This is a genomic window from Citrobacter sp. Cf088 (assembly GCF_030334295.1).
GTDB lineage: Bacteria > Pseudomonadota > Gammaproteobacteria > Enterobacterales > Enterobacteriaceae > Citrobacter > Citrobacter freundii.
Genome location: NZ_JAOWEE010000055.1, coordinates 96,616 through 117,409, shown reverse-complemented (window position 1 = coordinate 117,409; position 20,794 = coordinate 96,616). Strand labels below are relative to the sequence as shown.

Below are 20,794 nucleotides of genomic sequence, written 5' to 3'. Positions count from 1 at the left end.
AGTGAGCTTTTTTACGCCTGCAGCTCCAGACCAGCCAGTCGCTTCCAGTAGCCGTTGCAGTCACTGTGGGCGGCAAGCGGTAATGGAGCACTGCCATTTTCATTGGCGCGGAACGCATCAAGCATGGCGAATGTTTCGCTGCCCGAGGGGGACAGGCGCACAATATCAACCAGACCCTGCATCGATGTCAGCTCGTTGCCGAGGTTGTAAACGTAGCCGCTCATGGTCTGGATCCCGTTGAGCACAAAGACCTGCTGATTCTCCTGCGACAGCACATCGCGTCCGTTCGGGTATTTGATGCAGCAGGTTTCACATTCGTCTTTTGGACGATCTTCAGAGCGTGCGGTAAAGCAGCGGGCGGAGTATGCCAGCGGCAGATGCCCGTAGCTCAGCACCTCGACTTCAAACTGATTGCGAATACCCAGCTCATCACACTGGTTGAGCAGGTTTACCAGCCAGTCGCGGGATAACTCTACCGGCATACACCAGCGCGTCATGCCCTGCTTGAGCAGCAAACGCAGGGTTACTGCGTTGTAGCAGTTGAGCGCATGCCCGGCGACAAACGGCAGCTTACGCTCGGCGCACATGTTTACCACCCCGAGATCGCTGGCTTCCAGCAGGAAGTCGCCGTTTTCAACATAGCGCTTCAGTTCTCCCAGCTCAGAAGAGGCCTGCACCAGCGCCAGCGTCGACAGCACTACCTGTTTACCGCTGCCAGCGAGTGATTTCGCCATATCCAGCCAGTCGCTTACTTTGGTGGCACGGCGTTTACTGCATACCGCTTCGCCAAGATAGATAATGTCGGCCTGGCTTACGGCGGCCTGCTGATAAAAATCTTCCAACGTTTCTTTCGGCCAGTACCATAGCACCGGCCCTAAGGAATATTTCATTGCTTCTCTCACTGCCATTTACGGTGATACGCGCCAAGTGTGGTCTGTGTGCCTTCGGACATTGAACCGAGCGTTTCCATCCACGCGGCCTGCGGGACGTAGTTTTGCGGGTCGGCCATACAGCGGTCGATTGCCTGACGCCACACTTTCGCCACCTGGCTGACATAGGCCGGGCTGCGCTGACGTCCCTCGATTTTCACCGAGGCAATATTGGCTGCCAGCAGTTCCGGCAGCAGCTCTAGCGTATTCAGGCTGGTGGGTTCTTCCAGCGCATGGTAGCGCTCGCCATCAACCAGATAGCGGCCTTTGCATAACGTCGGATAACCGGCATTTTCTCCATCCTGATAGCGGTCGATCAGCACTTCATTAAGACGGGATTCCAGCCCTTGTTGGGTCTGCTGCCAGCGAACAAAACGGGCAGGGGAGCAGGCACCGACGGTATTAGGAGATTCGCCCGTCAGGTAAGACGAAAGATAGCAGCGGCCTTCCGCCATAATGCACAGGCTGCCAAAGGCGAACACTTCCAGAGGAACTGGCGTGACGCGAGCAAGCTGCTTCACCTGATGAATAGACAGCACGCGCGGCAGAACCACGCGGGCGACGTCAAAGTTGCGATGGTAGAAATTAATCGCCTCTTCATTGGTTGCAGATGCCTGAACAGAGACATGGCGCTCAATATGCGGGTAGCGCTCTGCGGCATACTCAAGCATGGCGAGGTCGGCGAGGATCAGCGCGTCTGCACCCAGTTGCGCAGCCATATCAACGGCACGCTGCCAGCGCGCGTAACCATCCGGGTGCGCAAAGGTGTTAATCGCAATGTGCAGCTTACGGCGATGTTGATGAACGAAACCCACCGCTTCCTGCAATTTTTTCTCGGTAAAATTAAGGCCGGCGAAATGACGGGCGTTGGTATCATCTTTCAGCCCGATGTAGACAGCATCAGCGCCGTTCTCGATGGCCGCCTTAAGCGCCGGGAGGTTTCCGGCAGGGCAGAGCAGCTCCATAATTTATCCTGAACGTTGCGCCATGTAGGGCGCAGAAATGTTAACGAAGAGGGATTTTAGTTAACCTTGCTGAGACAATTTTTGATTTGAGGCAGTTAAAGTCGTATTGGTGACACCAATAAAGAGGTAACAATTTCGTAGCGAATTGTTGATTTATGCCGCTATGTCGTTTATTTGATATGGCAAAATAGCAGGACTATTGAAACAGGGAGTAAAGCTCGTGTTGGATAAACTGCGTTCACGCTTAGTACATTTAGGTCCTTCTCTGATGAGTGTACCGGTTAAACTGACGCCCTTTGCGCTGAAGCGCCAGGTTCTGGAGCAGGTCCTGAGCTGGCAGTTTAGTCAGGCGCTGGCCGATGGGGAGCTGGAGTTTCTCGAAGGTCGCTGGCTGAGCATTCATGTGCGTGACATTGACCTCAAATGGTATACCTCTGTTGAAAACGATAAACTTATCGTCAGCCAGAATGCAGATGCGGATGTGAGTTTTAGCGCCGATGCCAGCGATCTCCTGATGATCGTGGCCCGCAAGCAGGATCCGGATACGCTTTTCTTCCAGCGTCGCCTGGTGATTGAAGGTGATACAGAATTAGGGCTATACGTAAAAAATCTGATGGATGCCATCGAACTGGAGCAGATGCCTAAAGCGTTGCGCGTCATGCTGATGCAGTTGGCGGATTTTGTTGAGGCGGGGATGAAAACGTCGCCAGAAACCAAACAGACCTCGGTAGGTGAGCCATGCTGATTCGAGTTGAGATTCCCATTGATGCCCCTGGTATTGATGCGTTGCTGCGCCGTTCATTTGAGAGCGATGCGGAAGCAAAATTAGTGCACGACCTGCGTGAAGATGGTTTCTTAACGCTGGGTTTGGTTGCTACCGATGATGAAGGTCAGGTAGTGGGTTACGTCGCGTTCAGCCCTGTCGATGTTCAGGGTGAAGATCTGCAATGGGTCGGCATGGCGCCGCTCGCGGTGGATGAAAACTACCGGGGGCAGGGCCTGGCGCGTCAACTGGTCTATGAAGGACTCGATTCCCTGAACGAGTTTGGCTACGCCGCGGTGGTTACGCTGGGCGATCCGGCACTGTACAGCCGCTTTGGCTTTGAGCTGGCAGCGCATCATGACCTGCGTTGCCGCTGGCCGGGCACCGAAAGCGCGTTCCAGGTTCATCGCCTGGCGGACGATGCGCTGGAGGGCGTGACGGGCCTGGTGGAATACCACGACCACTTCAATCGTTTTTAACATCCGGGGCTTGCAGGCTGTTCAGTAGAGCCTCAAGCCCTTCGCCTTCTACAAGGCGCTCTTTCTGACGCTTTGTGAGCTGTTTGACGCGATACTCTATGCGCAGGGCCAGCGAACGGTCGCCAACTTGCGCCGCAAATGCCAACGTGAGTTCCCCCTTTCCACGTAGCGCCTTCGCGCCTTTCCCACTTTGATGCTGCTTATAGCGGCGCTGCACATCGGTGGTTATTCCGGTGTATAAGGCGTTGTCAGCGGTACGGATCAGGTACAGATACCAGGGTGTCATTGTCACCATCGACATGATAATTTTCAGGCCTACAGTATAAAAGAGAACAGAAATGGAAACACTGACTGCAGTGTCTCGCTGGCTGGCAAAACAGCACGTCGTGACCTGGTGCGTACACCACGAAGGTGAATTGTGGTGCGCCAATGCGTTTTACCTGTTTGATGCGCAGAAGATGGCATTCTATGTGCTGACCGAAGATAAAACGCGCCATGCGCAGATGTCGGGACCGTGTGCACCGATTGCCGGCACGGTAAATGGTCAGCCCAAAACTGTCGCCCTGATTCGTGGCGTGCAGTTTAAGGGGGAGATTCGCCGTCTTGAAGGGCAGGAGAGTGAAGCCGCGCGTAACGCCTACAACCGCCGTTTCCCCGTCGCCAGAATGTTGCCAGCGCCCGTGTGGGAGATTCGACTGGATGAAGTCAAATTTACGGACAACACGCTGGGCTTCGGTAAAAAGATGCACTGGCTACGTGATCTATAGTTAAAAGAGTGATTGAAGCGTCAGGGGAAAATAAACGATGAGTCAGGTGTTAATAACCGGTGCAACGGGTCTGGTGGGTGGACATTTATTGCGGATGCTACTGAATGAACCCCGGATCAATGCCATTACGGCGCCGACGCGTCGACCGCTGGCTGATACGGTTGGCATCTATAATCCCCACGATCCGCAGCTAACCGATGCTCTGGCGCAGGTTACCGATCCGGTCGATATTGTCTTTTGTTGTCTGGGAACGACCCGACGTGAAGCGGGCAGCAAAGAAGCATTTATCCACGCTGACTATACGCTGGTAGTGGATACAGCTCTGACGGGGCGTCGGCTGGGGGCACAGCATATGCTGGTGGTGAGTTCGATGGGCGCTAATGCCAATTCACCGTTTTTTTATAACCGGGTGAAAGGTGAAATGGAGCAGGCGCTGATTGCGCAGAATTGGCCTCGGCTGACCATTGCCCGGCCTTCAATGCTACTGGGTGATAGGGACAAACAGCGGGCGAATGAGATGTTTTTAGCGCCGTTGTTCAGGCTGCTGCCGGGTAACTGGAAGTCGATTGAAGCGCGCGATGTTGCGCGGGCAATGTTGGCAGAAGCGCTGGCGCCTGGGCATGAAGGGGTTTCGATCCTGACCTCTTCCGAGTTACGCGAAAGGGCTAAATAAAATGCCGGATGGCGCTGACGCTTATCCGACCTACAAACGATAACGTCCTGTAGGCCGGATGAGACGCTCAGGCGTCGCTATCCGGCATCAGTATTACTTAATAAACGTAAAGGCCGTCGTGACGCGTTTCACGCCGCTTACCCGGCTGGCGATGTCTGCCGCCGCCTTCGCTTCGCGTTCGGTCACCAGACCTAACAGGAACACTTCTCCATTCTCGGTCGTGACTTTCACGTTAGAGGATTTCACCTGATCGCTGGTCAGTAACTGGGAACGTACTTTGGTGGTTATCCAGGTATCGTTGGACGCATCGCCCAGACCGATTGGCTGGCCCTGACGGATCTCATTAAAGACCTCAGTCGTACCTTCTACGCCCATCGCAATCTGTTTTGCTCGTGCAGACAGTTCGCTATTTGGCGACTGACCGACCAGCAGCACTTTACCCTGATATGCGCTCACGTTGATTCGCGCTTCTTTCTTGATCTGGGCATCTTTCGACAACGCCGTATTGACGCGTAATTCCAGGGTTCCATCATCTACTTGGGTGCCGACGCTGCGAGGATCCGTCGCGGCTTTGGTGCCGACAGCAGCAGTTCCGACAACGGCAGCAGCGACACAGCCTTGCAGCAGCAGTGCAGCGATAATCACAGCAAGCGGCGAAAATGCCTTCATGTGTACTCCTTAATCATCCTGGTGAGGGAAAAGCGTGTTATCGATGAGATCGCAAAGGCAGTTGACCGTCAGCATGTGCATTTCCTGAACGCGGGCGCTGTGGTGTGAGGGGATACGGATTTCAACATCCTGCGGCCCCAGTAATCCGGCCAGTTCCCCTCCGTCATACCCGGTCAGCGCGACGATTGTCATGTCGCGTGTCACGGCGGCTTCAACGGCTTTTACGATATCGCGGCTATTACCACGCGTAGAGATTGCCAGCAGAACATCTCCTGCATGTCCCAGCGCACGGACTTGTTTTGCATAAACTTCGTCGTGCAGGCGATCGTTGGCAATCGCAGTTAAGACCACATTATCAGTATTTAGTGCAATCGCAGGTAAACTTGGGCGTTCTGTTTCAAAACGATTGATCATGCTGGCAGCAAAATGCTGTGCGTTGGCAGCGGACGTCCCATTACCACAACAGAGAATTTTGTTGCCATTGAGCAGGGACTGAACCAGCGTCATGGCGGCACGGGAGATCGCATCCGGAAGTGCTTCAGCCGCAGCTATCTGAGTTTGAATGCTTTCAGTAAAGCAGACTTTAATTCTATCTAACACGCTAATCCTTAAGAACCAGGCTCTGAATCTTCAACTATGAGCGGTTGTTGAACGCGTCCTTAAACCACTCAACATCATTTCCGGTGAAGGCTAACACATCGAACCGGCAATCCACAGTATCAAAACTCCCATTGTGGCGCGCAAGCCACAAGCGGCCGGTCTGTAATAATTTGTGTTGTTTGCTCCGGGTCACACTCGCCGCTGCGCCGCCAAACTGGGCCGAGCGCCGATAGCGGACTTCAACAAAGACGGTGGTGCTGCCTTCACGCATTATCAGGTCGATTTCGCCGCCACGTTCACGCACGTTGGCGGCGATAAAATGCAGTCCCTTGCTTTGCAGCCAGTCACGCGCGGTGGATTCCCACGCGTCACCGGTCTGTTTACTCGTTAACTGGCGGGGACGACTTGTCCTTGCTGGTATTTGAGCCATGATAACTTCCTGTTAATCACACAATCCGGCGTTGCGGTTAAGGCCCCGGTGTTGCCGTTAATTTCGAAACCCTGTACCTGACGCATTTGCGAGAAGTGGTTGGCAAGTGACCAGGCATCGACGCCCATCGCATACATACGTGCCAGTGAGTAGTCGTTACGAACCGCGCCAAGCGCCTGCTGCATGAGAGGAGCGTTAGCACCTGCAAGCATCGGTATTTCGCTGTACTGCAAGCCTTCCATCTCCAGACGGAAATCCGGGCCAGCAGTTCCCTGCGCGCTACGGGAGCTGGCGTACAGCGTCGCTCCGCTCTGGCTGCCGTTGCGCATAGCGATCATCGGCTTAATAAAGGCAATTTCTTCCGGCGTCGCCAGAATATACACGGCATCAACACGGCCGCTGCCGCCGGTGATCTGCGCATCGGTGGGCGCAGCCGGAATCGTCAGGCCGCCAATCGTCACGCCAGGTTGCGCAGGTACAGAGGAGGCCACCGGGCTGCCCGTCAGGGAAATTCCCGAGCCGCCGTTGACGCCCATTTTCAGCTCGGCGGTGGAGCCAAACTTCTGCTGCAACACTACGCCGCCGCCCAGCTTTTGCCATTCCTGTGCAAAGGCGTTGGCAACGCGATCGCCTAATGAACTCCGAGGGATCAACAACAGCGGCGTCTGTTTTCCTTGATCGCGGATGTGACGCGCGGCGTCGCGCGCTTCATCTTCTGGCGACAAAGCGAAGTAGCAGACGTTCGGCAGGTTTTTCACCGACTCCGGCTGATTAAGTGCCAGCACGTTTAATGGCGTATTGCTTTTCATCAGCTCTTCAACATTGTTTTTCAACAGCGGACCAACCACGATGCTGGCACCATCCTGCTGAACCTGAGTCAGAATTTGGTTCAGAGGCTGTGATGAAGTGTCGTAGATTTTCAGCTCTGCTGATGGATTCGCCGGTGCGCTGGCGGTTGTTGGCTGAGCGGGTGCTGCGGGCTGCGCAGCAGGTGTTTCCGGCTGTGCTGGCGTCTCGTTAGTCAGATCGCTGACTGACGCCTGAGAAGGGCTGGCAACGCCGTCAGTCGTTTGCGGCTGTTCTGTGGTCGTCGCAGATGTTGTATCCACCGCAGGCGCAGCTACAGCAGGGGCCGCTACGGGTTGAGTACCCATATTTTTTGCCGCTTCAAAGCCTTGCTGAATAGTCCGGCCAAATACAGCGGCCTGACCGTTCAGCGGCAGCAGCAGCGCAATTTTGCTGGTGGAGGCGGGCTTAAAGCTCTGGACGTTAACCAACTGCGTTGGCAGTATTTTTGCGCCCGGGTTTTGCGGATAACGTTTCTGCCAGTCCGCAATACCGGCTTTCATCATGTCTGGATCGTTACGGTTATCGAACCAGACGCGCTGGAGATCCAACCAGCCTTGCAGCACGTTTTCATCCGCATTGATGACCAGTGCCTGTGCTTGCTCCTGGGTCATGGATGACAGCGCCTGCCAGGTGGCATCGATGTTTTTCTGCTTAGCATTCGCGGACAGCAGCGGTTCCTGAGCGATCAGGGCGCGCAGTAGTGTCAACGATGGGCGACCCTGGTTGACGTCGATTTGCGCCTGCCAGTATCTGGCCTGCTGGTTTTGATCGAAATCGGCAGGAGTGAGTTTATCCAGCAGGGCCTGAGCGCCAGCGATATCTTTCTGTGCGAGCTTGATCTCGACGGCCAGCAGAGACTGCTCACGACGCTGAGTGTCGTTTAGTTTCTGCGGCAGCTGGTTGAACAGCTCGCTAGCCTGCTGGCTCTTGCCTTCTTTCAGCAGTGCACGAATGGCGAGTAATTGCCAGTTGGTCTTGCTATCATCTGAGCTTTGCTGCATTTGTTGCAGATAAAAGCCGGAATCAGCCTGTGCAGTGCCCTGCATATGGGCTGCACTCTGGTCTGGCGCCTGGGTGCCACAGCCTGCGAAAATCAGTGCTGCCAGAATGACTGGTAGCGCGCGCGCGGCTTTCAAACGAGAAAATGTTGAGGGTACCATACTGTATCCAGTGATATTTTTTTACTCAATGCTCAATATTAAATCGGCAATACGGACGACACAATGAAACAACACGAATCGGCGGATAATTCTCAAGGCCAACTCTTTATTGTACCTACTCCTATAGGAAATTTGGCTGATATTACCCAACGAGCGCTCGAAGTTTTACAAGTCGTTGATTTGATTGCCGCTGAAGACACTCGTCATACAGGATTATTGTTACAACATTTCGCGATTAACGCCCGTTTGTTCGCGTTACACGATCACAATGAGCAACAAAAAGCGGAAACGCTGGTGGCGAAGCTCAAAGAAGGGCAAAACATTGCGCTGGTTTCCGATGCCGGAACGCCGCTGATTAACGATCCTGGCTACCATCTGGTGCGCACCTGTCGCGAAGCGGGGATCCGCGTTGTTCCGCTGCCAGGTCCTTGTGCGGCGATTGCTGCCCTGAGCGCTGCTGGTTTGCCTTCAGACCGCTTTTGCTATGAAGGTTTTCTGCCTGCCAAATCGAAAGGGCGTCGTGATGCGATGAAAGCCATTGAGGCAGAGCCGCGTACGCTTATTTTTTATGAATCAACCCACCGCTTGCTGGATAGCCTGGAAGACATGGTTGCCGTCTGGGGCGAATCCCGTTACGTGGTGCTGGCGCGCGAGCTGACCAAAACCTGGGAAACCATTCACGGCGCACCGGTCGGCGAACTGCTTGCGTGGGTCAAGGAAGATGAAAACCGTCGTAAAGGTGAAATGGTGCTGATTGTCGAAGGGCATAAAGCGCAGGAAGACGATCTCCCTGCCGATGCGCTGCGTACGTTGGCTTTATTACAGGCAGAACTGCCGCTGAAAAAGGCCGCCGCGCTGGCCGCTGAAATCCACGGCGTGAAAAAGAATGCACTGTATAAGCACGCACTGGAACAGCAGGGGGAGTAGACGTGAGCACCTACCAACCGCCTTTTACCGTTACGCCATTGATCCTCAATCAAGTCATTGAGATTGGTGAGCTGATGGGGCATTGGGCGGCGATGGCGGGCAGGATATCTCCTCTTTTGCGCAAAGAGAACCGTATTCGTACTATCCAGGCTTCTTTAGCGATTGAGCATAATTCGTTGACGAAGGATCAGGTTACAGCCCTGATGGACGGTAAGCGTATTTTGGCTCCGGCTAAAGATATACAGGAAGTCAGAAATGCGATTCTGGCATATGAAAAAATGTCGGAGTGGAAAAGTGAAAAACTCTCCGATCTTTTACAGGCACATCAAGTCCTGATGATGGGGCTTGTCGATAACCCGGGCCAATTGCGATCTGGCAATGTCGGTGTTTACAGGGAAAAACAGCTGATTCATATGGCCCCGCCGGTCTCACAAGTTCTTCGCTTGATGAATGACTTACTGGACTGGTTAAAAACGACAGAACTTCACCCGCTTATCGCTGGTGCTGTATTCCATTATGAGTTCGAATTTATTCATCCTTTTGCCGACGGCAATGGACGGATGGGGCGATTGTGGCAGACATTAATCCTGAGTGAGTGGCGTTCAGAATTAGCCTGGTTGCCGGTGGAAACGCTGATCCACTACCAGCAGGATCGCTATTACCAGGTGCTAGGAGTGTGCGATCGGCAAAGCAGCTGTACGCCATTTATAGAATTTATTCTGGAAAACATTATCTCTGCTTTGCAAGAGGGATTAGGACAATCATCGACCCTGTCGGAAGAAATGTCGGAAGAAATGTCGGAAGAAATGCCGTCTGATTTACTGGATATGGAAAAGCGCATTCTACAGATTTTGTCGAACCAACCAGGCAGAACCGCCAAAAGTATTGCTGATGAGTGTGAAATCTCACCCCGAACAGTTGAACGCTATCTGAAAGCGTTGCAGCTAAAAGGTAAACTGCAACGTGTTGGCTCGACGAAAGGAGGGATGTGGCGGGTGCTGTAAGTTTTATTTATCAGAGTATTGTGAGCCGTCAATCAGGCAACCCACATTGCAGTGTAGCCATAAAAATGAAGCAGGAATGGCTGTTGTAACGGTGGCCGCCAGGTATTTTTCTACCGCATCATGCTTCCCTTCACCTGCTATCAGCAACAAGATCTCTTTTGCATTCAGAATGTCCTTCAGCCCGAGCGTAATGCCGCGAGTTACAGGATTAGCGGCCGTTTTTAACATGTCATGATGGCGCGTTTTCTCATCAAGTACGCTGATATGGCAAAACGGTTCCAGTAACTCCGCGGGTTCATTCAACCCCAAATGGCCATTTTTGCCGATTCCGAGCAGACATAAATCGAGGCCGCCCCGGCTGGCAATAATCTCTGTGATGCGTTCGCATTCCTGCTCGTTAACATTTTCAGATTGAAAACCGACCAGCTGTTCTGCTCGTAAACCCAATGGTTGAACGATGTGTTGTTGCAGGAAATATTCGCACGTTGCTGGAGAGTTCAGGGGAATGCCAACCCACTCATCCAGTTTTACGAAAACTACCTGCTCAATATTGATCTGACGCTGGTTAATTTTCTCGACAAAGTAGCTATAGGTGAGAAGCGGCGTGCCTCCTGTTGCCAGACAGATGGTGGCATCAGGCTTCTTTTGAATCAGCGTAATTAACTGCTCGCTGGCGCGATCGCTCAATACGTCATAATTGTCGCAGTACTGGGTATATTGCATTTTTCGAGTCCTTTTGAAGGAGGATGTTGCAGGCCGCTTCATCCTCTTTTCGTTTAAAGAATGCCAAGTGCTGACGAGATAATTGACAGTACAAACGTTACGCCGATTAACAATACTGGATGTGCTTTTTTCACCCGCAAAAGGTAGTACATCAGCAGCGTGTAGCCCATCGGTAAAATATTCGGGAATACTTTATCGAAAAAATCCTGTTGTAACGCCACGCTGTGGGTACTGTCGATCGCGAAGGAAGTTACAACATTGATATGCACATAGGAGGCGATGAGCCCACCGATAACGGTTATCCCGAGGATCGTTGCTGAGCGGGCGATCATCTGCGAGTTTTCCCGCACTTTATCGATAGCCTTAACCCCGACCGAATAACCAACGTGCGTCCAGCCGACACGCAGAAAAAAGATCATCAAATAAACGGCGAAAAACAGAATTGGCCCCAGGATGTTCCCCTGACTGGCGAAAGAAGAGCAGATCCCCGCCATAATGGGCAGCAAGGTGAACCAGAAAATGGCATCGCCGATCCCGGCGATGGGTCCGAACAACGCCACTTTCAAGCCCTTAATCGTGTCGCGATTTTCTCCCTTCTCTTCCATTGAGATTAGTAGTCCCATCAGGAAGCCAACCAGGTTTGGGTGGGTATTGATAAATTCCAAATGATCTTTCATCGCCGCGCTCAGACCGGCTTTATCATCTTTATAGATTTTTCTCAGGATCGGGAGCATCGCCCAGGTAAAACCTCCCGCCTGCATCCTCTCATAGTTAAAGCTAGCCTGAAGAAGGGATGATCGAAACCCCAGGCGAGTAATGTCTTTTTTACTGATTTCAGATCCCATTGCTGTAGTCCTCTTCTTCATTGTTCTTATTGGCGACAGGCTGAGGTTGAGCCTGCTGTTTGGCTTTCGCATTGAAAAACTCATATACGGCGAAGCCTGCGCCTAATACGGCGACGGGCAGAAGGTTATTAACCTGGATGTAGCAAACGAAAAGGAAGCCAGCAATCAGGTATGGAATGTACTGTGCTTTGAACATCACGCGGAGCAACAAACCAAAACCGACTGCGGGTAAAATGCCCCCGGCCACTTCAAATCCATGTGTTAACCAGGCGGGCATGGCTTTTACCAGTGACTGCATAGCACCTTGTGCCAGATACGTACACAGGAAGGCGATGATGGCGTAAGAAGAAGCAACAATCAGCGTTGTCAGCCAGTTCAGACGCGTAAATGCGCCTGTGTTTGCTTCTTTCGCACAATTATCGGCTTTTGCCATGAACAATGAGAAGGCTGAGTAAAAAAACAATATGACGTACTGCATCAAGAGGCTGAAAGGTAAGCCAAGACCGATAGCTGTTTTAGCATCCACACCGGTAGACCATGCGATTACCGTGGTCATTAAACCAGCCATGATTGGATTAGGTGGCTGTACACCACCTGCAGGTGTCAAACCGGCAAAAGCCAGTTCTGTCAGACCACCTGTTATCAGGCCAATATGAATATCGCCGAGAATAGCGCCGGTTAGCGTACATACAATGATTGGCCGGAATAAAAACAAGGCTTCCAGCCAAAAATCTATTCCAAGGAAGAAGACTAATGCAGCCAGGGATATACCCTGAAGTAGTGTTATTTCATGCATGTCGGATACCTCAAATAAATAAATCCTTTTATTATGAAAAATCTGATTTATTCCTTACTCAGGAATCTGTTCTTTTTGATCACCAGGGACATCCTGAATAAAAATATTAACGCCTTGTTTCTTAATAAACTGAAGATTTTCAAGATCCTGATCGTTAACATAAACTTTGCTACTGATTTGTTTTTTGCCTTCAGAAAAATGCATATTGCCTACGTTGACGTCGTTCAGCTTAATACCGCCTTCAAGCAATCTTCTTACCGTTTGTGGCGTCCGGCAAATCAGGAAGATTTTCTGATGTGGTGCGGCCTTACCGATAACGTTGATTGTTTTTTCTATGGAAAAAAAGCGGATGCCAAAACCGTAGGTTTCGGCAGTGATACCCATTAATTTTTGCTGAATCTCATCCTGAGCAACGTCATCATCAACAACGACTAACAAGTTAGCACCAATTGTTGATGTCCATGTCACGCCAACCTGCCCATGGACTAATCTGTTATCAATGCGGGTTAATAGAATATTTGGACTGCTCATATTTAAATCCTCACCATAAAAAGATTGAATGACATAGATTATTGAAATATATTATTGTTGCAGCATCAACTTCATAAATTTATTCAGCGTGATTTAAAAATCATACATCTATTTTATTTGAACAATGAGCACTACCTGATATTACGCAGATAGCACTCGTGAATAAAAATTGAAATCTAACGACGGTCACGATAATTCGCAGGTGGCCACCAATTTGTTTGCTGACCCGCATACAGTGATTTTGCTACGCACCACTTCTTTCATCGCATCCATACCGACCCGCATGTAATAGCGAGGATCGTTGCCCTGCGGATTCTCCGCAAACCACGCCTTGACCGCATCGGCAAAAGCGATTTTCAGTTCAGTAGCGACGTTAACTTTGCACACGCCAAGCTCGATCGTGCGGCGGACGTATTCGTCAGGAACATCGCTTGCGCCATGTAGTACCAGCGGAATATCCACCACTTCACGAATTTCACCCAGCCGTTGGAAATCGATTTTGGGCGTTTTGGTATACAACCCGTGTGCAGTGCCGATGGCTACGGCAAGGCTGTCTACGCCGGTACGCTCAACAAACCGTTTAGCTTCTTGTGGATCGGTAAGGAAGGCGCTTTCTGCATCCACGCTCATATCATCTTCTACGCCACCGAGGCGGCCCAGCTCAGCTTCCACGCTGCAATCTTTGGCATGGCAAAAATCCACAACGGATTTCACCAGCTTCACGTTTTCTTCAAACGGAAAGTGACTGCCGTCGATCATTGCGCTGCGCACTCCTGCATTCACTTTACGACGGATATCGTCCAGCGACTCATGGTGATCGAGGTGCAGCGCCAGCGGTATACCGTAGCTGGTGGAATAAGCGCTGCACAGCGCGTAGATCTCTTCCAGCGCGATATGCTTAAAGGTGCCCGGTGTTCCGGCAAGGATCACCGGCGATTGCATTTCATAGCACACCTCAAGGATCGCCTGGATCGTCTCGGCGTTATGAATGTTAAAGGCGGGTACGGCATAACCCTTTTTTTGGGCATCCAGCAGGAGGTATTTCGTGGAAATAATGCTCATAAAACGATCCTTTTAGGCGTTCCAGGGATGAATAACAACGCCCTGTACAACGCGGTTCACAGTGCCGCTGGCAGAAGGCGTATCCGGTGTATTGCCGATATTGATGGATTGCGTCAAAGCAAAGACCTGGGCGTAGATCAGGAAGCAGAATGCCAATTCCATATCGATGAAAGAGCGTGCTGGTGGCAGCAGAATATGTGGGCCAGCTTCAATCGTCTCATGGGTTTGTGCGGCAATCGCGACAACCCGCAATGCCTGCCGATCGCGGCGTAACTCTGCCAGCAGATCGAGATCGTATTGACGTGTATAGGGATGGCTGGAAACAAAGACCACTACCAGCGTTTCATTATCAACCAGCGACTTTGGACCGTGACGAAAGCCTGTAGGGGAGTCATAGAATGCGGCCAGTTTGCCTGCTGTCAGTTCCAGGACTTTCAGTGCCGATTCCCGCGCAGCTCCCTGTAATCCACCGCTACCGAGGTAAACGATCCGTTTCCAGGGTTCATTGCCAAATACGCCGTCGCTGAAATCACCCAGTGAAGTCAGAATCGCCTGGCACCGATCGGCCACGTCGCGGAAGGTCTGACTGTTGATTTTTTCCGGGGCGAATACTGCCAGGCAGCTGGCCATCATGGTGGTAATGCTGCTGGTCATGGCGAAACCACGGTCATGTGTCTCTGCGGGCATCAACAGAGCAAAGGCATTGTCGCTTGCGACTGCATTTTGATAGAGGCTACCTGCTTCGTTGCAGGTGATTGGCAGGTGATAGCACTCAGGTACAAACTGATTAGCCAGTTCCACTGCCGCAACACTTTCAGGGCTGTTTCCTGAGCGAGCGAAAGAAATGAGCAGCAGCGGATGTGCGGGATTCAGGTAATCCATCGGATTAGTGACCAGATCGGTGGTTGGCACAGCACTGATGTTTTTACCGGTATAGCTTGCCAGCCAGGGGGCGATGATGTCGCCAATGAATGCTGATGTTCCGGCCCCGGTCAGTATGATCCGCAGATCGTTTTTGCGCAGTAATGGTGCGAGAAAGCTGTCAATGGCAGAGCGAATGTTGTCGATATTCGTAAGGGAACGGATCCAACTGGCAGGTTGTTGACGGATCTCTTCTTCGGTCCAGGTGCCCGTTACCGCGGTAACAGGGGTATAGGTTTCTGGCATAACTTAAGTCCTTAGTCTTGTAAATTCCACATAAGACGCTGGCAAGAATGTCGCTATCTTTCGTTTCGTTTCACTTGTTCATCTTGTCGATTGATTAAAATTTATATGAAAGAAATCGAAAGAGCAATGATCCAAAATGAAATAAAACGAAATTTGTGATCGTGAGAACGAAAGGAATGATTATCTTATTGATCTATAAGAAGTACGCTTGTTGTATGATGGTTAGGTATTTACTCAAGCGAAAGGAAAAGAAAGGCCTTGCGATCGAAGACCGCAGGCCAACACGAGACAAAATGAAAGGTCAAAGGGGGAGAGCCTGACCCTGAATCCAGATCTGTTGTAAATGCAGCCCGCTATTAAGCGCGATCGCGTCGGCACGTTTTCCCACTGCTAACGATCCCAGGTGGCGATCGATACCCAACAGACGTGCGGGGTGGAGAGAGGCCATATGAATTGCCTCTTCTGCCGTTATCCCGGTGAGCTCGACCATATTACGTACGGCGGCATCAACCGAGAGCGTGCTACCAGCCAGACCACCGGAAGCGGTACGCACAATACCACTGTGCATTTCCACTTCCTCACCGCAGAGCGTATAGCGCCCGTCTGGCATTCCTGCAGCCTGCATGGCATCGGTGATCAGCACCAGCCTGTCTTTGGCGCAACAGCAGCAGAGCTTCATGGCCGCTGGGTGGACATGGTGTCCGTCAGCGATAAGTTCCAGCCAGGCGCGAGGGTCGGTTAACCCTGCGCCAACCATTCCTGGCTCCCGATGATGTAAGCCGGTCATACCGTTATAGCAGTGCACCAGTCCGTCAGCACCGGCGTCAAAGGCCGCGTGGGTTTGTTCCCAGGTAGCAGCGCTGTGTCCCAGCATCACCCGTACGTTGCGCTGCTTCAGATGTTCGATGGCCTGTAATGCACCGGGTTTTTCTGGTGCCAGCGCAACGACGCGCAATGTTTGCTGGGAAATCGCAATCAGTTCATCCAGTTCACTGAGTTCCAGTTCCCTGAAAAGCTCAGGCGGGTGCGCCCCTTTGTTCTGCGGCGTAAAGTACGGGCCTTCAAGATAACTGCCCAGCACCTGTGCGCCGGGCCCTCCGGAATGGTAACGATGGGCGATACGCTCAAGCGCCTTGCGAATATCTGGTAGTGGAGCGGTGACGGTAGTGGGTAGCCAGTTGGCTACCCCTTCACGTGCTTTGTGCATCGCCAGTTTGTCGAGCGTATCCGGTGCTTCATCCATCACATCGACGCCCGCACCGCCGTGCACGTGGATATCAATGTAAGCCGGACAAAGCAGCTCTGCATCGTGGACCATAACGCCAGAGGGGATTGGCTCTATTTCTGCAATGATGCCGTCTTCAATGTGTATTTGATGATCGTCCAGCCAGCCTCGTTCGGTCAGTAGACGTCTGGCGCGAAGTAGCTGTCTCATATCCCTTCCTCAACGGGCTTTTCCTCACGACAGCGTCCCAGTTCGTCCACCAGGCTAGTTAAACCACGGTGCCCGCACTCCAGCGCCTGCAAGCGAAATGCTTCGCTGGTCAGGCCATCGCGCTCCAGCACCATTTCCAGCAGTAGTTGCAGATTAGTGCCGGTGATCACCTCGGTGCCTTGCCTTTGCATGGCCAGGGTGGAAGCGACGCGAAATGGTGTCCCGCCTAACAGGTCTGTCAGAAACACGATGTCTTGCTGCGCATCCAGTTCACTCACCGCCTGTTCAAGCTGCGATGTGAGTAAGGCGGTGGTTGAGGTTTCCGGAAAGTCGATGGCGATGAACTGTGATTGTTCACCCAGAATCTGTTTCATCGCTTTTTCCATTCCGCTGGCAAACCCGCCATGACCCGTCAAAATAATACCTAACATCTACAACCCCTTATGTTTACAGGAAGTGACAGAACTTACCTACGACGCCGAGCACCACGGTAATGGCGATAAGGCGCAGAGGACTCCAGCCACGGCGGACCAGCCAGAACATGGTTAATGTGTAGACCAGCGGTAAAAAAGCAGGCATCAGCTTGTCTATCACATCTGTTTGCAGTTTCACCACTGCATCGCCAGCAGTGATTTCCAGCGTAGTGCTCAGGCGAACATAGGTCGCTACCAGCGCGCCGATCACCGTCATCCCAACGATGGATGCCGCATGTCCAACCTTTTTGGTGTTAGCTTTAATCAGCGGGATGGCAGCAACGCCCATTCGATAAGCATAGTGTGCCAGCCCAAAGCGCAGACCAAGATGAACCACGTTGAACATAACAATAAAGACAACAGCGCCAAGAATAGAGCCTTGCAGCGCCAGGCTGGCCCCGATACCGCCGCAAATAGGCAGTAACGTTAACCAGAACATGGCATCACCGATACCGCCAAGTGGCGCACCCACGGCAATCTTGGTGCTTTGAATACTGTTCACATCCTGCTTGGAGCGTTCCATCGCCAGGATAATCCCGATAACAAACGTGACCAGGAATGGGTGCGTGTTGAAGAAGCCCATATGGCCTTTCATCGAACGCGCCAGATCGCGCTTATTGGTGTGGATCTTTTTCAGAGCAGGTAACAGGCCGTACAGCCATCCTGATGCCTGCATACGTTCGTAGTTAAAAGAGGCCTGCAACAGCATTGAACGCCAGGCAACACGGTTGATATCTTTTTTCGTCAGCTCGGCACCGATATTCTGGTCTTCGTAGACGTTTTCATTGGTGCCGGACAGCAGCGTTTCTTCGGTTTCGGAAACGTTCGGCAGAGCCGTTTGATTAGATGCCATCTTCGAATTCCTCTTTTTGTGCTGCGGGAGCTGTAGGTTCAGGTGATTTACGCAGAAAATCGATCAGCGCCATTGCCAGTGCTGCGGCGGCGATTGCCAGCACAGGGAGTTTGAGCCAGGCTGCGGCGACAAAACCCAGGATGAAGTAGGGGATATAGACGTTTTTCATCATGATTTTCAGCAGTACGGCGAAGCCGATAGCTGGCATGATGCCGCCTGCCACGCCGAGGCCGTCAATCAGACGCGTCGGCAGAACATCTATCGCGGTTTTGGCATGTTCCGCGCCAAAGTAAATTGGCAGGAACGCGCATAAAAAGTAGAAGGTCCCCAGCGCGAGCAACGCCAGATAGTTGACCCGCTCAATCCCGGCTGTATCGGCATTCGCTGCCATGCGATCGCAGCGAGCCATCACCCCGGACATCACAGAGAACAGGAAGGTAATCCCCATCTGTACTGCTACGGCGAACGGTACCGCCACACCTACGGCAACTTCAGGTTTCACTCCGGTCGTTATGGCAAACGTGGTTCCCACGATAGTGCCGATAATCACGTTTGGCGGCTGAGCTCCTGCCAGTGGGGCCAGACCCATCCACACCAGTTCCAGCGTACCACCTGTTAAAATACCAGTATGCAGATCGCCCAGAATCAGGCCGACCAGCGGCCCGAGAACAACCGGGCGGTGCATGTGCGTTAACCCGTTGAACATATCCAGGCCTGCAATAAAGGCGAGAATACCCAACGCAAAAGCCTGCAACAGACTGATTTCCATTGTGAATCCCTCAGAGAAGTTTATAGAGGTCCTGGGCGGGTTCTGTTGGAACGCCCTGAACGAAGCATTCCACTCCAGCGGCTTTGAGCCCGTTGAACGCCGTAATATCGGCAGCGTCTACAGAAACCGTTTTGGCGATTTGTTGTTTGCCGTTGGCGTAGTGCATATTGCCAACGTTGATACGGTTAACAGGAACACCGCCTTCGACCAGACGGAAGAAATCCGCAGGCGATTTGCAGACCAGCAGAATTTTCTGGCGATCGGCGGCACGGTGAATATTGTCGATCACTTTTTGTAGTGACCAGAAGCGTACGGCGATCCCTTCTGCCAGTACCATTTCCATCAGGTTTTGCTGCACTGGATCTTCAGCCACCTCATCATTAGCGACCAGCACCAGGTTTGCCCCCGCAAACCCGACCCATTGCACACCAACCTGACCGTGAATCAGACGTTCATCAATGCGACTTAATACAATGTTTGGCATGGTATTTTTCTCTTTTTTGTTATGCGTTACGAGCTGGAGCACCCAGGCAGGCGCAGTGATATTGCTGCAGTATGTCCTGAATATGGTTAATGATGAGTTCTCGCGGCGTGGCGCTGAGATCTCCCTCGCGCACTTTTACGTACTGCAAGGGTAAATACTGGCTAATCAGCGGCAGTGGAATGGGGTCATCCGCCAGGTTACGTACCAGACGTTCGAATGCTTCATCAATCTGGCTGTCCGGCCAGTAGTAACGAACACGATCGGAGTAGCTGTATCCGCGAGCCAGACGGCGTGCGTTGCCATCACCGTGATAGTGGCTCTGCCAGTACTCTGGGCGATCAAGCATCACGCTTTCCAGCACATGTCGTAGGCCTGAACAAGCTTTTGCAGGCAGTAATTCTTCTTCAATCGCGGCCAGTGAAAACAGTGCTTCACGCAGAGCGAAGGTCAACGCAGGTCCCACTTTCAGGATAGCGAAGTGATCTATCACCAGTTGGCGCAAGGACTGTGGCGTTTGGTAATCGGTAGAATGCGCTTCAAAAACCAGCGTGTCGTAGTCTTCCACCATTTTGCTGAGCGCCACGGCTTTCTGCGGTTGATAATCAATGATGTGCGTGTGGTCGAATTCAACGCCAGGTTGCACCACCAGGGCGATAATACGCGGCCAGATACCTTCCAGCCCGCGCTTTTCAAAGGCGTGATAGTGGGCCTGAAGCGTTGCGCGTGCGGCATCGGGCGTTGTTACCGCCAGTTCGGTTAACGCTTCATGGGCACCACCAGGAACCGGAACTTCTGTACCAATCACATAGACCAGGTCAGACTCGCCAAAATGTGCCATACAGGTTTCTTCGGCGACTTTTGCCAGGCGTGCGGCGCGCTCAGCGACAATTTCATCCGTCAGTGGAACCGGGTCGTTAGCACAAGACATGCTGCAATCGAGGTGGATTTTTTTAAAGCCTGCGGCGACATAGCTCTTGATCAGATCGTCTGCATTGGCCATTGCCTGTTCCGCAGGCAGATTTTGCCAACGGTTTGGCCCGAGATGGTCTCCGCCGAGAATCAGCATATCCTGAGAAAAATCAAGCGAGTCGGCTAAACGGCAGACAAAACTGCGAAAATCGGCTGGTGTCATACCCGTATAGCCGCCAAACTGGTCAACCTGATTAGAGGTTGCTTCGATCAACAGCGGTGTATGGTTTGCATGGGCGTAGCGTATTGCGGCTTCCAATACGATTGGATGCGCGGAACAAACGGCATAAATCCCGTTTGCCTTCCCCCGTTTATGCTGTTCGACCATTTTAGTTAGATGTTTCACTTTCCTCTCCAGGTCAGATTACTGCGACATCAATCTTTCGTTTTGTTTCATTTAATACTGCATCATGGTGTTATAAAAATAAAACGAAAGATAATAGTTTTCCGATCTGTTTCACAAAAGAAACAC

The 20,794-nt window shown here is 52.1% G+C and carries 25 protein-coding genes; 6 read left to right on the top strand and 19 right to left on the bottom strand.

Going from position 1 to position 20,794, the window contains the following annotated elements; all coding sequences use genetic code 11:
- Nucleotides 1–11: 11 nt before the first annotated feature.
- Nucleotides 12–890, bottom strand: a complete 879-nt coding sequence (locus tag OGV71_RS20240; protein ID WP_127790455.1) for a U32 family peptidase — start codon at nucleotides 888–890, stop codon at nucleotides 12–14.
- Between the two features lie 8 nt (nucleotides 891–898).
- Nucleotides 899–1,894 carry a ubiquinone anaerobic biosynthesis protein UbiU gene (gene ubiU / locus OGV71_RS20235; RefSeq protein ID WP_204583239.1) on the bottom strand — a complete coding sequence of 332 codons (996 nt, stop codon included), beginning with the start codon at nucleotides 1,892–1,894 and terminating at the stop codon, nucleotides 899–901.
- A 220-nt stretch (nucleotides 1,895–2,114) separates the two neighbouring features.
- On the opposite strand from ubiU, the gene ubiT reads away from it, so the two are divergent.
- Both ubiT and OGV71_RS20225 read left to right on the top strand, forming a co-directional pair.
- The gene (ubiT, locus tag OGV71_RS20230) at nucleotides 2,115–2,639 is read left to right on the top strand and encodes a ubiquinone anaerobic biosynthesis accessory factor UbiT (protein WP_003024968.1); all 525 of its coding nucleotides are present in this window, start codon (nucleotides 2,115–2,117) and stop codon (nucleotides 2,637–2,639) included.
- Nucleotides 2,633–3,136, top strand: a complete 504-nt coding sequence (locus OGV71_RS20225; RefSeq protein WP_003024966.1) for a GNAT family N-acetyltransferase — start codon at nucleotides 2,633–2,635, stop codon at nucleotides 3,134–3,136. Before ubiT ends, OGV71_RS20225 begins: the two co-directional genes overlap by 7 nt.
- Here OGV71_RS20225 and OGV71_RS20220 read toward each other — a convergent pair.
- Nucleotides 3,123–3,437, bottom strand: coding sequence for a GIY-YIG nuclease family protein (locus OGV71_RS20220; protein WP_204583240.1), 315 nt, complete (start codon nucleotides 3,435–3,437; stop codon nucleotides 3,123–3,125). The genes OGV71_RS20225 and OGV71_RS20220 overlap by 14 nt on opposite strands.
- A gap of 37 nt (nucleotides 3,438–3,474) precedes the next feature.
- On the opposite strand from OGV71_RS20220, the gene OGV71_RS20215 reads away from it, so the two are divergent.
- Together OGV71_RS20215 and OGV71_RS20210 are read left to right on the top strand one after the other, a co-directional pair.
- Entirely contained in the window at nucleotides 3,475–3,903 is a 429-nt protein-coding gene (locus tag OGV71_RS20215) for a YhbP family protein (protein WP_003839984.1), read from the top strand.
- Nucleotides 3,904–3,940: 37 nt separating this feature from the next.
- Nucleotides 3,941–4,576, top strand: coding sequence for an NAD(P)H-binding protein (locus OGV71_RS20210; protein ID WP_003024957.1), 636 nt, complete (start codon nucleotides 3,941–3,943; stop codon nucleotides 4,574–4,576).
- Between the two features lie 93 nt (nucleotides 4,577–4,669).
- Here OGV71_RS20210 and dolP read toward each other — a convergent pair whose 3' ends face one another.
- From dolP to OGV71_RS20190, 4 genes are read right to left on the bottom strand one after another with little or no spacing between them, the layout of a single operon-like run.
- A complete protein-coding gene (gene dolP / locus OGV71_RS20205; RefSeq protein WP_003024954.1) occupies nucleotides 4,670–5,245 on the bottom strand; it encodes a division/outer membrane stress-associated lipid-binding lipoprotein in 576 nt (191 codons plus the stop codon).
- A 9-nt stretch (nucleotides 5,246–5,254) separates the two neighbouring features.
- Nucleotides 5,255–5,845, bottom strand: coding sequence for a DnaA initiator-associating protein DiaA (gene diaA / locus OGV71_RS20200; RefSeq protein WP_003024948.1), 591 nt, complete (start codon nucleotides 5,843–5,845; stop codon nucleotides 5,255–5,257).
- Between the two features lie 34 nt (nucleotides 5,846–5,879).
- Nucleotides 5,880–6,275 carry a YraN family protein gene (locus OGV71_RS20195; RefSeq protein WP_204583241.1) on the bottom strand — a complete coding sequence of 132 codons (396 nt, stop codon included), beginning with the start codon at nucleotides 6,273–6,275 and terminating at the stop codon, nucleotides 5,880–5,882.
- A complete protein-coding gene (locus tag OGV71_RS20190; RefSeq protein ID WP_204583242.1) occupies nucleotides 6,233–8,284 on the bottom strand; it encodes a penicillin-binding protein activator in 2,052 nt (683 codons plus the stop codon). The genes OGV71_RS20195 and OGV71_RS20190 overlap by 43 nt, the downstream gene beginning before the upstream one ends.
- Before the next feature lie 63 nt (nucleotides 8,285–8,347).
- Here OGV71_RS20190 and rsmI point away from each other — a divergent pair, with 63 nt between their 5' ends.
- Both rsmI and OGV71_RS20180 read left to right on the top strand, forming a co-directional pair.
- Entirely contained in the window at nucleotides 8,348–9,211 is an 864-nt protein-coding gene (gene rsmI / locus OGV71_RS20185; RefSeq protein ID WP_204583243.1) for a 16S rRNA (cytidine(1402)-2'-O)-methyltransferase, read from the top strand.
- A gap of 2 nt (nucleotides 9,212–9,213) precedes the next feature.
- Nucleotides 9,214–10,215, top strand: coding sequence for a Fic family protein (locus tag OGV71_RS20180; RefSeq protein WP_257651762.1), 1,002 nt, complete (start codon nucleotides 9,214–9,216; stop codon nucleotides 10,213–10,215).
- Between the two features lie 3 nt (nucleotides 10,216–10,218).
- Here OGV71_RS20180 and OGV71_RS20175 read toward each other — a convergent pair whose 3' ends face one another.
- The 12 genes from OGV71_RS20175 to kbaZ all read right to left on the bottom strand — a co-directional run bounded on the left by OGV71_RS20175 (nucleotide 10,219) and on the right by kbaZ (nucleotide 20,668).
- Nucleotides 10,219–10,938: a galactosamine-6-phosphate isomerase gene (locus OGV71_RS20175; RefSeq protein ID WP_286533940.1), complete on the bottom strand. Its 720-nt coding sequence runs from the start codon at nucleotides 10,936–10,938 to the stop codon at nucleotides 10,219–10,221.
- Between the two features lie 53 nt (nucleotides 10,939–10,991).
- Entirely contained in the window at nucleotides 10,992–11,783 is a 792-nt protein-coding gene (gene agaD / locus OGV71_RS20170; RefSeq protein ID WP_005131762.1) for a PTS galactosamine transporter subunit IID, read from the bottom strand.
- On the bottom strand, nucleotides 11,773–12,579 hold the full coding sequence (gene agaC, locus OGV71_RS20165; protein ID WP_096889930.1) for a PTS galactosamine transporter subunit IIC: 807 nt from the start codon (nucleotides 12,577–12,579) through the stop codon (nucleotides 11,773–11,775). Before agaC ends, agaD begins: the two co-directional genes overlap by 11 nt.
- Nucleotides 12,580–12,633: 54 nt before the next feature.
- Nucleotides 12,634–13,110 carry a PTS galactosamine transporter subunit IIB gene (gene agaB / locus OGV71_RS20160; protein WP_049015903.1) on the bottom strand — a complete coding sequence of 159 codons (477 nt, stop codon included), beginning with the start codon at nucleotides 13,108–13,110 and terminating at the stop codon, nucleotides 12,634–12,636.
- A 186-nt stretch (nucleotides 13,111–13,296) separates the two neighbouring features.
- Nucleotides 13,297–14,172: a tagatose-bisphosphate aldolase subunit KbaY gene (kbaY, locus tag OGV71_RS20155; RefSeq protein WP_286533937.1), complete on the bottom strand. Its 876-nt coding sequence runs from the start codon at nucleotides 14,170–14,172 to the stop codon at nucleotides 13,297–13,299.
- A 12-nt stretch (nucleotides 14,173–14,184) separates the two neighbouring features.
- The gene (locus OGV71_RS20150; RefSeq protein ID WP_086504602.1) at nucleotides 14,185–15,339 is read right to left on the bottom strand and encodes an AgaS family sugar isomerase; all 1,155 of its coding nucleotides are present in this window, start codon (nucleotides 15,337–15,339) and stop codon (nucleotides 14,185–14,187) included.
- 301 nt (nucleotides 15,340–15,640) lie between these two features.
- Nucleotides 15,641–16,774, bottom strand: coding sequence for an N-acetylglucosamine-6-phosphate deacetylase (gene nagA, locus OGV71_RS20145; RefSeq protein ID WP_032950301.1), 1,134 nt, complete (start codon nucleotides 16,772–16,774; stop codon nucleotides 15,641–15,643).
- Entirely contained in the window at nucleotides 16,771–17,205 is a 435-nt protein-coding gene (gene agaF / locus OGV71_RS20140; RefSeq protein WP_003024930.1) for a PTS galactosamine/N-acetylgalactosamine transporter subunit IIA, read from the bottom strand. Before agaF ends, nagA begins: the two co-directional genes overlap by 4 nt.
- A 16-nt stretch (nucleotides 17,206–17,221) precedes the next feature.
- Nucleotides 17,222–18,100: a PTS N-acetylgalactosamine transporter subunit IID gene (gene agaE, locus OGV71_RS20135; protein WP_003024929.1), complete on the bottom strand. Its 879-nt coding sequence runs from the start codon at nucleotides 18,098–18,100 to the stop codon at nucleotides 17,222–17,224.
- Nucleotides 18,090–18,869 carry a PTS N-acetylgalactosamine transporter subunit IIC gene (agaW, locus tag OGV71_RS20130; protein WP_003839998.1) on the bottom strand — a complete coding sequence of 260 codons (780 nt, stop codon included), beginning with the start codon at nucleotides 18,867–18,869 and terminating at the stop codon, nucleotides 18,090–18,092. The genes agaE and agaW overlap by 11 nt, the downstream gene beginning before the upstream one ends.
- Before the next feature lie 10 nt (nucleotides 18,870–18,879).
- A complete protein-coding gene (gene agaV / locus OGV71_RS20125) occupies nucleotides 18,880–19,353 on the bottom strand; it encodes a PTS N-acetylgalactosamine transporter subunit IIB (RefSeq protein WP_003024925.1) in 474 nt (157 codons plus the stop codon).
- A 19-nt stretch (nucleotides 19,354–19,372) separates the two neighbouring features.
- Nucleotides 19,373–20,668 (bottom strand): tagatose-bisphosphate aldolase subunit KbaZ, encoded by a 1,296-nt coding sequence (gene kbaZ / locus OGV71_RS20120; RefSeq protein WP_192468442.1) that lies wholly within the window; start codon nucleotides 20,666–20,668, stop codon nucleotides 19,373–19,375.
- Between the last annotated feature and the right edge of the window lie 126 nt (nucleotides 20,669–20,794).